Annotated in this window: 10 protein-coding genes and 2 riboswitches; all 10 genes read left to right on the top strand. The window is 37.4% G+C overall.

Annotated features, from left to right (window positions below):
* Positions 1-610: DinB/UmuC family translesion DNA polymerase (locus EUBHAL_RS06925; protein ID WP_005347080.1), on the top strand; the 610-nt coding region annotated here is incomplete at its 5' end.
* Positions 610-1,047, top strand: a complete 438-nt coding sequence (locus EUBHAL_RS06920) for a bromodomain-containing protein (protein ID WP_005347079.1) — start codon at positions 610-612, stop codon at positions 1,045-1,047. The genes EUBHAL_RS06925 and EUBHAL_RS06920, both read left to right, overlap by 1 nt.
* Before the next feature lie 384 nt (positions 1,048-1,431).
* A riboswitch (cyclic di-GMP riboswitch) is annotated at positions 1,432-1,507 on the top strand.
* Between the two features lie 178 nt (positions 1,508-1,685).
* A complete protein-coding gene (locus tag EUBHAL_RS06915) occupies positions 1,686-4,553 on the top strand; it encodes a response regulator (protein ID WP_005347076.1) in 2,868 nt (955 codons plus the stop codon).
* A gap of 78 nt (positions 4,554-4,631) precedes the next feature.
* Positions 4,632-7,463: a transporter substrate-binding domain-containing protein gene (locus tag EUBHAL_RS06910; RefSeq protein WP_005347074.1), complete on the top strand. Its 2,832-nt coding sequence runs from the start codon at positions 4,632-4,634 to the stop codon at positions 7,461-7,463.
* 47 nt (positions 7,464-7,510) lie between these two features.
* Complete coding sequence (locus EUBHAL_RS06905) at positions 7,511-7,870, top strand: Hpt domain-containing protein (protein WP_005347073.1); 360 nt, start codon at positions 7,511-7,513, stop codon at positions 7,868-7,870.
* A 79-nt stretch (positions 7,871-7,949) separates the two neighbouring features.
* A complete protein-coding gene (locus EUBHAL_RS06900; RefSeq protein WP_044922383.1) occupies positions 7,950-9,449 on the top strand; it encodes a response regulator in 1,500 nt (499 codons plus the stop codon).
* A gap of 210 nt (positions 9,450-9,659) precedes the next feature.
* Positions 9,660-9,938 (top strand): helix-turn-helix domain-containing protein, encoded by a 279-nt coding sequence (locus EUBHAL_RS06895; protein ID WP_242648755.1) that lies wholly within the window; start codon positions 9,660-9,662, stop codon positions 9,936-9,938.
* 569 nt (positions 9,939-10,507) lie between these two features.
* A complete protein-coding gene (locus tag EUBHAL_RS16170; RefSeq protein WP_005347065.1) occupies positions 10,508-10,675 on the top strand; it encodes a hypothetical protein in 168 nt (55 codons plus the stop codon).
* A gap of 216 nt (positions 10,676-10,891) precedes the next feature.
* On the top strand, positions 10,892-11,203 hold the full coding sequence (locus EUBHAL_RS06885) for a Uma2 family endonuclease (protein ID WP_005347063.1): 312 nt from the start codon (positions 10,892-10,894) through the stop codon (positions 11,201-11,203).
* A 177-nt stretch (positions 11,204-11,380) separates the two neighbouring features.
* A riboswitch (cyclic di-GMP riboswitch) is annotated at positions 11,381-11,471 on the top strand.
* Positions 11,472-11,738: 267 nt separating this feature from the next.
* Positions 11,739-11,819: helix-turn-helix domain-containing protein (locus EUBHAL_RS17220; protein WP_135960918.1), on the top strand; the 81-nt coding region annotated here is incomplete at its 3' end.

Below are 11,819 nucleotides of genomic sequence, written 5' to 3'. Positions count from 1 at the left end.
TACGATTGCAGATATAAAAGTATATAAACCAGAAGCAAAAAGTATCGGTTCCGGACAGGTATTATCTTCTGCTTATTCATCAGAAAAAGCAAAAATTGCAGTTTTAGAAATGGCAGAACAGATTGCATTTGATCTTTTTGAACAGAAGCTTGTTTCAAAGCAATTTGTCCTCACAATAGGTTATGATAGGGATAATCTACAAGGACAGGAATACAGTGGGGAGGTTGCAACAGATCGTTATGGAAGAAAAATCCCCAAACACGCACATGGTACGATTAATCTGGATATACCAACTTCTTCACTAAAAGAAATTACAACTGCTGTTTCTAGTCTTTACGACAGGATAATTGATAAGGAACTCCTTATCCGGCGGCTCACATTATCTGCTGCTAAAGTTATGCCCAAAGAAGGACAGGTATATCAGCAGTTAGATTTGTTTACTGATTATGAAGCATTAAAGAAAGAACAGGAAAAGGAACGTAGATTACAAAAATCTATTCTTGATATTAAGAAAAAATACGGAAAAAATGCAGTTTTGCGAGGGTTAAGTTACGAAGAAGGTGCAACAACAAGAACAAGAAATGGACAGATAGGAGGGCATAAAGCATAATGGGAAAGTATGACGATATCATCAATCTTCCGCATCATGTATCAAAAAAACACTCCCAGATGCCTATTGCAGACAGAGCAGCTCAGTTTGCTCCATTTGCAGCTTTAACTGGATATGGAGAACAGATTAAAGAAACTGCTAGAACTACGGAAGAATTTCATCAGGTATCAGGACGAGAAAAAGAAGAGATAGATCAGAAATTACAGATATTACAGCAAACCCAATATAAACATCCTCTAATTTCCATATATTATTTTGCACCAGATACCCGAAAACAAGGTGGACATTATAATAAAACAACAGGATGTGTAAAAAAGATAGATGTAATAAATGAGAAGCTTATGATGATAGATGGAAATGAAATTGCATTTAAACATATAAAAGAAATACAGGGTGATTTTTTTCTTTCAATTATGGAAAGTGAAAACATTACATGAAGCCAGAATATTTTTCAAATACACTCTAATCCGAACAAATGCCAGCTTTATGTGGATAAAAATGAAAATGAATAAATCAGTATTACAAAGGGGGAGCATGACATTAGTAAATATCGATTATCACAGCTTTTTCAGGAAGGTAATCCAGAGAATCTGACAGACAAACAGAAAGAAGTTTTAAAGATATGGAACAATCTGAGTACAAATGAGCAGGAAACAGTAATGTCAATGCTTCGTGGACTTCGAAAGTAGAAGAACAGTTCGAGTATATGTATCGGCTGTTCTTTTTTGATTTTCGGGTGTTAAAACGGTAATGTTTTTCTTGTATACAGTAGAGAACCATAGTATAATAAAACCAGTTTTTTTGCAAAAGTTTAAAAATAATAAGGAAATCGGCAAACCAGATGAAAGTCTGGGACGCAAAGCTACAGGGCCTGTAAAATGGCAGCCAGTTACATGAAATGAGGTGCACTGTCTGTTTGGCAGTGCTTTTTTATGGTAGAGCACTTGAATAAGTAATACAGAAGCTGTTTGGAAAAATATTGTGAAAAATAGCGGGGAGGTTATTGATAATTAATGAATGTAAAATTAAAATCTGGAAGTAAGCAAGCAATTGTAGCCTAGAGGAGGGGAGAAAGATGAAGAAGTGCAAATTAGTACAGAATATAATGAATTTCAAATTTTGTTACATTATATTTTGCACAATTATATGTTTTATTGTTTTATCCGTTCCTACATTTGCCAAAGAAAACTCTGACAATGTTATCCGGGTAGGATCTTTTGAAGAAACTTATAATACCGTCAATGAAAAGGGGGAAAGAAGCGGCTATGGTTATGAGTATCTTCAAGATATTGCAGGTTATGCAGGATGGACATATAAATACATAACAAGTGATTGGAAAAACTGCTTTACACAGTTGGAAAATGGAGAGATTGATATTCTTGGCGGTATTTCCTATACAGACGAACGTGCTGAAAATATGCTTTTTTCCGATATGCCTATGGGGGAAGAGAAATATTACATCTATACGGATGCATCCAATATGGATCTTACAGCAGGAAATCTGGATTCTTTTGAGGGAAAAAATATTGGTGTGTTTAAAGATCATATACCGGAGGATCTGCTTAACGAATGGGAGTTAAAGTATGGTCTGCATACGCAGCATGTCAATGCTTCTAATACCGCAGAAGTTATGGACAAACTGTCGAAACATGAAATTGACTGCTTCGTTTCAGTAGAAGAATCCCGTTGGGAAGAATCTGATATTTCGCCTGTTACAAGTATTGGAGAGACAGAAATCTATTTTGCCATAAATCCCAAACGTCCGGATATCAAAGAAGCACTGGATAGTGCTATGCGCAGGATCAAGGATGACAATCCATTTTACACTGATGATCTCTACAGGCGTTATCTTTCTGCACAGAGCAGCTCATTTCTTTCAAAAGAAGAAAGGGAGTGGATCGGGCAGCATGGAGCAATCAGGATAGGGTATCTGAATCAGGATGGAGGTATCAGTAGTGTAGATCCATCAACAGGCAAACTGACAGGTGTTATCACAGATTATGTGGATCTTGCAGAAAATTGTCTGCAAGGCCAGACTCTGGAATTTGAATTAAAGGGGTATGATACAAGAAGTGAACTGCTTCAGGCATTGCAGGATGGAAAAATAGACCTGATTTTTCATACAAACCAGAATCCATACTTTGCAGAAACAAAAGGAGTTGCTTTGTCGGATACGCTATTGACTCTCAATATGGCAGCAATTACGGCAAAGGATTTTTTTGATGAAAATAAAGAGAATACAGTTGCCGTTGAAAAAGATGATTTTTCATTGAAGGCATATCTTTCATACAATTATCCAAAATGGGAGATTATAGAATATGGGACATCAGATGCAGCAGTAAAAGCGATGCAGAAAGGGGAGGTAGATTGCATTGTAAGCAGTTCAGGTACTGTTTCTGACTATTTGAAAAATAATAAGCTTCATAGTGTTTTCCTGACAAAAGAAGCCGATGTTCCATTTGCTGTTCGGCAGGGAGAACCGGTTCTTTTGTCCATTCTGAATAAAACACTGACATCTATGCCTACAGCTCAATTTTCAGGTGCGGTAGTTTCGTATAATGCTTCTTTACGAAAAGTTACAGCGAAGGATTTTATTCAAGATAATTTACTGGCTGTCTCACTCATAGTTGGAATCTTTATTTTTGTTGTCCTGTGTATAATTCTTGATTCTTTGAAAAAATCAAAACGTGCGGAAGAAAAATCCAAGAAGTCTGCTGAGCAGGCATTGAAGCTGAATCAGGAGCTTGAAGAAAAACAGCAGGAATTACAAAATGCACTTGTAGAAGCACAGAGTGCCAATAAGGCTAAGACTTCCTTTTTAAATAACATGTCTCATGACATCAGGACACCGATCAATGGCATTATGGGCATGCTTACAATTCTTGAAAAAAGCGGAAATGATGGTGAGCGGGCAAAAGATTGCCTGAATAAAATAAATGAGTCTTCGAAACTGCTATTATCATTGGTAAATGATGTCTTGGATATGGCAAAGTTAGAATCGGATACCGTGGTTTTTAGTGATGAATCCATCAATCTGGATCAGGTATGTCAGGAAATCACGGAGTCACTATCTTTTCAGGCAGAAGAAAAAGGACTTCATGTTATAGGAGAACATGATGATTACAGTGGTATATATGTTTGGAGCAATGCAGTTCATCTGAAAAAAGTATTGATGAATCTGTTTACAAACAGTATGAAGTACAATAAGGTGAATGGTTCTATTTACATGAGTATGAGAACGATTGAAAGATCAGAAGATCACATGACATGTGAATTTAAAATAAGAGATAATGGGATTGGAATGTCCGAAGAATTTATAAAAAATGAATTGTTTACTCCATTTGTACAGGCAGATAATTCCCCACGTTCTGATTATAATGGGACAGGTCTGGGAATGCCTATTGTGAAACAACTTGTAGAAAAGATGGGCGGAACCATAACAGTTGAAAGCAAGCTTGGTGAAGGAAGCTGTTTTACTGTAATACTTCCATTTAAAATTGATACGAATGCACGGCTGGAAGAAAAAGAAGATTTCAATGCAGATATATCAGGTGTCCGGATATTATTGGTTGAAGATAATGAGCTGAATGCGGAAATAGCAGAATTTATGCTGACGGAAAATGGGGCTAAAGTAGAAACAGTGAAAAATGGGTTAGAAGCTGTTCAGCACTTTGAAGCCTGCGAATCAGGAAGATACGATGTTATTTTAATGGATGTCATGATGCCGGTGATGGATGGGCTTACTGCCACAAAAACAATAAGATCCTTGGAACGGCAGGATGCAAAAACAATCCCTATCATTGCTATGACTGCAAATGCATTTAGGGAAGATGTAGAAAAGTGTATGGAAGCAGGAATGAACGCACATCTTGCAAAGCCGTTGGATGATAAAACAATCAAGCAGACTATATGCGAAGAATTGAGAAGCAGTAGGGACAGGTGAAAATTTATTAAACCAGGAGGTTGACAAGGAGATGTATAGAGAAATATATTTGACAGACAGAAAGAAAGGAAATTTAATATGATTTCGAGTGCAAAGAAATATATGGCAATGTTACTGGATTTTGTATGTGTGTGTATGATATTTTCTCCCCAGACTGCATATGCGGCCGAGGACAGTTCGCAGCATGAAACTGTCAAAGTCGGTTTCTTTGCCATAGATGGATACCATATGATGGATGAAGAGGGAAACCGCAGCGGTTATGGATATGATTTCCTTCGGCTGATGGCCCGTTATTGGGATGTAGATTACGAATATGTCGGATACGATCAGAGCTGGGATGATATGCAGCAGATGCTTGAATATGGCGAGATCGACATGGTAACATCTGCCCGCAAAACACCGGACAGAGAAGAAAAGTTTGATTTTTCACGTCCAATCGGAACCAATTATGGGATGTTGACCGTCCGCAGTGACAACAGCACGATTGTGGACGGCAATTACAGCACTTACAACGGTATGCGTGTGGCGCTTTTGAACGGAAACACCCGGAATAAAGAGTTTGCGGATTTTGCAGACAACAAAGGATTTACATATGTTCCATCTTATTTTGATACGACCGCAGAAATGGAGGAAGCCCTTCAGAGCGAAAAAGTTGATGCGATTGTTACCAGTTCTCTGAGAAAAACAAACAATGAGCGAATCGTGGATAAATTTGGCAGCAGCGATTTCTATGTCATTGTTAAAAAGGGCAATACAGAATTGCTGAATGAGATCAATTATGCGATCGATCAGATGAATGCGGTTGAGGGTGACTGGAAAACGACGCTTTACAATAAAAATTATGAAAGCATAGAAACTAAGAATCTGGAATATACGGAGCAAGAAAAAAGTATTATTGCACAATATTCCAAGGACAACCCAATTCGTGTTCTGTGTGATCCGACCCGTTATCCATATTCTTATAATGAAAATGGTGAGATGAAGGGGATTATCCCGGATTACTTCCGGAAAATTGCAGACTATGCCGGGATTTCCTATGAGTTTCTTACACCTGCCACCAGAGATGAGTATATTGCTTATCAGAAAAATAAGGAAGCCACAGATATGAGTATCGATGCACGCCTGGAAACAGATAACTATGCTGAGACGAAAAAATGGGGGCTTACTGCACCTTTCATTACAATGCAGCTGGCAAGGGTGACACGGCGTGACTTTGATGGAAAAATCAATGTTGTTACTACGGTTGACCAGACAGCATCAAATTCAATTGCAGATGCAATGGCACCCGGCGCAGAAAAACTGATGTGCAGTACCCGACAGGAAATGATGGAGGCTGTCCGTAAGGGAAAAGCCGATGCTGCCTTCGTCTACTATTATATGGCACTGGCGTTTGTGAATAGTGACACCACAGGCACCCTGACATATACTTTGCTGGAACAGCCTACATACACCTACCGCATGGTAATATCATCAACAGAGAATCATGCACTGGCTGGCATCCTGACGAAAGCAATGTATGCCATGCCAAAAAAACTTGTCGAAGATCTAGCAGCACGGTATACCACATACAAAGCAACAGATCTGACATTTGTTGACTGGATCCGTCTGCATCCTGTTGTTACTGTTTGGGTTCTTCTTATTTTCGGATGGTTGCTGACTACTATGGCTGTGATAGCAATGCGTCTCAGTGCAAGAAAAAAAGCTCAGAAGGCAGCCCAGGAGACGGCTGAGGAAATGGCGGAACTGGCAGAGCATGCGCAGGCTACAAACAAGGCAAAAACAGCATTTCTGTCACATATGTCCCATGATATGAGAACACCGATGAATGCAATCATGGGATTTACCAGTATTGCAATGAAAAATAATCCGTCAGACGAAGTGAAAAATTGTCTGGAAAAGATTGATGAAAGTTCAGAGTATTTACTGTCGCTGATCAATGATGTATTAGATCTGACTCGCGTGGAAAGTGGAAAAGTGAAATACAATCCGGTACCGGCAGATTTGAAAAGTATCACAGATTCTGCACTGGATATTACAAAAGGCTTTCTTACGAACAGGGATATCAGCTTTAAGATCCAGCGTGAAGAAGCAAAGATCCCAAATGTACTTGTGGATCCTGTACGTCTGCGAGATGTGCTGGTTAATATTCTGAGCAATGCCGTGAAGTTCACTCCGGATGGAGGGACGATTACATTTGAAGCCCGGTGTCAGGAAAAGGGCGGGGATGGATATATAAATATGCATTACCGCATTTCGGATACTGGTATTGGCATGAGTGAGGAATTTACAAAAGAAGTTTTTGAGAAATTTGCACAGGAAGATTCCGATGTGAGAACGCAGTACCATGGAGTTGGACTAGGGATGGCTATCGTAAAGAAGTATGTAGATATGGTGGGTGGAACCATTTCCGTGCAAAGCAAAAAGCATGAGGGAACCACTTTTACTGTGGATATTCCTCTGGAAATTACAGATAAGGAATGTAATAAGTCAGACACAGGTTTTTCTGAAAAGGTGAATCTTACAGGTGTGAAAGTCCTTCTTGCAGAGGATAATGAGCTGAATGCAGAAATTGCGACCGTGCAGCTGGAAGAGTTTGGAATGAATGTAGAAAGAGCTGTAGATGGAAAGAATGCTGTTGAGATTTTCAGAAATCATCCGGAAGGCACATTTGATGTAATCCTGATGGATATCATGATGCCTGAAATGAACGGTTATGAAGCGGCAAAAGCAATCAGAGCGATGAATGACAGACCGGATGGAAAAAACATTCCTATTATAGCAATGACAGCCAATTCATTTGCTGAAGATGTTCAGGCATCACTGGATGCAGGAATGAATACACATTTGTCAAAGCCGATTGTGATTGAGGAAGTTATAAAAACGATTTTAAGGTATGTTCATAATGATTAGCAGAAGTTCATGAATTAGTGGAATACAATTGACAGGAGGGCTAAAAGATGACAATGCAGGAGTGCTATAAAGCTATCGGAGGAAACTATGAGGCTGTTTTGGGACGCCTTCACAACGAAGCACTGATTCCGAGATTTACATTAAAGTTCCTTGAAGACCAGAGTTATCTACAGTTAAAACAGGCATTGGAAAATAAAAATTATGAAGATGCTTTCCGCAGTGCGCACACATTGAAAGGGGTGTGTCAGAATCTTTCCTTTGATCGTCTGTATGAGGTTAGTAATGAGTTGACAGAACTTTTGAGAGATAGAACCGGAGAGAAGCCGGGGATACCGGAAGCAATGGAAAAAGTAACAGAAGTATATGAGATGACGATTGAAGAAATAAAGAAGGGTTTGTCGCATTAAGTGATGCGACACGACTTTCTGTCTTGGATCAAGTGCTTGGAACATCATAAAAAATGAGTGGATGAAGGTAATAAAAAATATGGATAAAAGACAAAAAATTCTGATTGTAGATGATTCAAAATTAAACAGAGAGATATTGAAAGAGATTCTCGGAGAAACTTATAATTATCTGGAAGCTGAAAATGGAAATCAGGCAATCCAGATGATAGGAGAAAATATTGGAATTAATCTGATGCTTTTAGATATCAATATGCCACAGATGAATGGTTTTGAAGTCTTGGAGATAATGAAAAGAAGCCAGTGTATTGCTGAAACTCCCGTAATCATGATATCTTCTGAAGATGCTGTTAATACTATGCGTAAGGCATATGAGTTGGGAATCACAGATTATATCACACGACCGTTTGATTCTGTGATTGTAAAGAAAAGAGTTCAGAATACCTTGGGTCTCTATATGAACCAAAAGCATCTGATTAATGTGGTTTATGATCAGGTTTACGAAAAAGAAGAAAATAATAATATCATGATCCAGATTATGAGTAATATATTGGGATCCCGTAACAGCGAGAGCAGAGAGCACATCCTGCATATTAAAACAGCAACGGAGATGATGCTGAGACAACTGGTAAAAGTAACAGATGCTTATCCTTTGACAGAGGCAGATATTGCTTTGATTACAACTGCTTCTTCCCTTCATGATATTGGTAAGATTCGTATTCCGGAAGAAATATTGAACAAACCGGGCAGACTTACCGATGAAGAATTTAAGATTATGGAAACCCATAGTGAGCTTGGCGCAGCTATAATTAAGGATATGGACTTTTCACAAGGTCATCCACTGGTACATACCGCATGGGAAATCTGCAGGTGGCACCATGAAAGATGGGATGGAAAGGGCTATCCGGATGGATTGAAAGGTGAAGAAATACCAATTTCCGCACAGGTGGTATCGATTGTTGATGTTTATGATGCACTTACAAGTGAAAGATGCTATAAGAAAGCATTTGAGCATGATACAGCGATTCAAATGATCATGGATGGACAATGCGGACAATTTAATCCCATTCTTCTTAAGTGTCTGAAAGAACTGAGTCTTCAGCTTTCAAAAATGCTTAATAAAGAGATGGACGATAATAAATATTCTCATGAAATACAGAGACTTTCGAATGAAATACTCAGTGATAAATCCTTACCGAACCAGATTTATTCACAGAGTCTTGTCAAAGTCATGCAGGAAAAAATCGATTTCTTCAAATCAAACAGTGGCACGAATTCGATTGATTACAATGTGGTTTCAGGTCAGCTCACTATATTAAACGGAAAACAGCAGGTATTATGTCAGAGAAATAATCCGAAATTTGATCTGTTCAAAGAATTTGGGGTAATTGAAGAAGACGTTCAATATATTCGGGTTTTGTTACACCAGACATCTGTACAAAATAAAGAAATCTCTGTGCAGATAAAAGCGACGGTGGAAAATAAAAGTCAGATGTATAAAATGAAATTACATACGCTGTGGTCGCCTATGAAGAAAGACGTATGCATAGGAATTATCGGGTATTTTGACATTATAAAATAAACATGAAGCTTATTAATCATAGAGTGTATGGATTCATTTCCATATGCTCTTGTTTTTTTAAAAATATACTTCTGGATTTAAAACTAAATACTTGCAAAATAGGTATCTAATAATTTTGCATCATTACAGGTACAATAGAATCATGTAATGATGGAAATGAGGTGTATTTACTTGCATATAGAGAAGTATGTTGCGAAGAATATAATTTCTTTGTGTGAAAAGCGTGACATCAGCAAATACCGATTATCGCAGTTGTCCGGGATTTCTCAGTCTTCGCTTAGCAGGATTATGACGCAGGAAAGTCTGCCGTCATTGATTACTCTTGAAAAAATATGTGTAGCTTTGGGAGTAACTTTATCACAATTTTTCAGAGAAGAAAATCCAGTAGATTTAACGGAATCACAAAAAGAAATACTTAAAATATGGGACAATTTAAGCACGAAAGAACAGGAGACAGTTTTAGCGATGCTTAGAGGTCTTCAGAAATGAAGAAACAGTTCAAACATATATGTTTGGCTGTTTCTTTTTTTGTGCAGATAAAGAGAGAGTTAGATTTAATTTTAATTATATAAAAATTGAAATATTTATAAAGAAGTTAACAAGAAAGACAATATGGGAAATACTAGAAATAACTAATGCTTATGAGATGAATAAATATCTATTTTAATAAAAAAACAAATAATATATATTATATAATTACTACTATTTAAAAAATAAATATTATGTTAAAATATTTATGGCGTTCTGCAAACACAGAACGTCTTTTTTTTTTGCAAAAAAAGTAAAATATCCTGTTAAGGGGCAAAACTGACAGCCTCTATATAGAAAGAAAAACCTTGAAAGTCTGAGAGATTAGGCTTTCGGGGTTTTTTTATTATCTAGCTGACATAGAGTGGAAACCTTAATTTATGCGATATTTCCAAAATAATTCTCCCTAAACATAACAAGGCAAAATAAAAAAAGAGAGAATCAACCAATGAAAGAAAACGAGAAATTAGAAGCAACTAACACAGAATTAGTGGCAGAAATACTCTAATTATACAGCATCATCACCGAAAATGATAGCAATATATCAATGCAGGAGAAAGAGAGTATATAAAATGTGCGATAATAAACTTGACCCACGTTTCTATCCAGAAGTATATCAGGCGGTGGCAGGAAAAGATTACACAGTATACGCCTATATGAACGATGGCGGCGTAAGGAAATTTGATGTTAAGCCCTGATAAAGAAAGGCGGCGTTTTCAAGAAAATTGAGGATAAAGAGATATTTAAAAATACACTGACAGTTTTAAACGGTACAGTTGCGTGGGATATAGCCGGAAACCGGAATATATATAAGTGTATAGATATTGATCCTATGACAATCTTCAAATCGCCAGCAGTGCCAGATTTCCCTGAAATTTAGAGGCTTTAGAGTAATAAGAAAGGGAGTGTGAGATATGGACTGGAATCTTAAAATAACAGACATGATAGGAGATATGCCAGAACACTCTACTGTAATCGTAAATTTTGTTGCAGCGATTAGACATCAGTTGAAGAATAGTACATGCTATGTATATTCAGATAATATTCAATATCATTTCCAGGATAGTCAGGGCAACAACAAGATTATTATTCCTGATGCATCTATAAACTGCCGTACAAAATCAAGACATGGAAACACCTTTACGGATGCACCACGTTTTGTTATGGAAGTTCTGTCACCATCAACAGAAAAGTATGATAGAACAGAGAAAATGCAACTATTTTGAGAAACGAAGTGGGCGATAATATAAATAAGCACGCATATAGAACAGATAGAAAATATCCATAGAAGTTTTTAATAGTGTAATCTACTAAAACTAACATAAAAAAATATACAGATTTTTTATCCGGAATTATTGACGTATAAATAACTTCATGGTATTTTATTTTTGATAAAAATGGAAATTATTTAAAGGCAAATCTGCTGAAAGGCAGGGACGCAAAGTTAGAAGGGGCTAAAGTCAGAAAGATTGACCAGGTCAGCCAGTTGCCACTGTTTCCATATCATATATGGAAAAGATGTGAAAACAGAAGAGATTTCGATAAAATTTATCCTCTTATAGCAGGAAGACTCCGACCTCTAAGGTGGGAGATGAATTGCGTCTGCTACCTACTTGATAGAGCATCCTGATTATAGTATAGTATCTTTAGTCGGATAATAAAAAATTGAGATAATAACGCACATTTAGTATTCTTACTATATTACCATCTTGCGCTTGTGTTCAAGTATCACAGGTGGGTTTTCGAGGAAAAGGAAGTGGCATGGTGGCAAACAGAGCATATAAATTCAGAATATACCCGAATGATGAACAGAAGATTTTGTTTGCTAAGACTTTTGGCTGC

It is taken from the genome of Anaerobutyricum hallii DSM 3353 (assembly GCF_000173975.1).
Classification (GTDB): Bacteria; Bacillota; Clostridia; order Lachnospirales; family Lachnospiraceae; genus Anaerobutyricum; species Anaerobutyricum hallii.
The sequence above is the reverse complement of the archived record's forward strand: the minus strand, read 5'-3'. Positions and strand labels throughout refer to the sequence as shown.

What these genes read in the sequence shown, in the direction of transcription:
- EUBHAL_RS06920 (WP_005347079.1), top strand. Translation starts at nt 610, where the DNA reads ATGGGAAAGTATGACGATATCATCAATCTTCCGCATCATGTATCAAAA.
- EUBHAL_RS06915 (WP_005347076.1), top strand. Translation starts at nt 1,686, where the DNA reads ATGAAGAAGTGCAAATTAGTACAGAATATAATGAATTTCAAATTTTGT.
- EUBHAL_RS06910 (WP_005347074.1), top strand. Translation starts at nt 4,632, where the DNA reads ATGATTTCGAGTGCAAAGAAATATATGGCAATGTTACTGGATTTTGTA.
- EUBHAL_RS06905 (WP_005347073.1), top strand. Translation starts at nt 7,511, where the DNA reads ATGACAATGCAGGAGTGCTATAAAGCTATCGGAGGAAACTATGAGGCT.
- EUBHAL_RS06900 (WP_044922383.1), top strand. Translation starts at nt 7,950, where the DNA reads ATGGATAAAAGACAAAAAATTCTGATTGTAGATGATTCAAAATTAAAC.
- EUBHAL_RS16170 (WP_005347065.1), top strand. Translation starts at nt 10,508, where the DNA reads ATGATAGCAATATATCAATGCAGGAGAAAGAGAGTATATAAAATGTGC.
- EUBHAL_RS06885 (WP_005347063.1), top strand. Translation starts at nt 10,892, where the DNA reads ATGGACTGGAATCTTAAAATAACAGACATGATAGGAGATATGCCAGAA.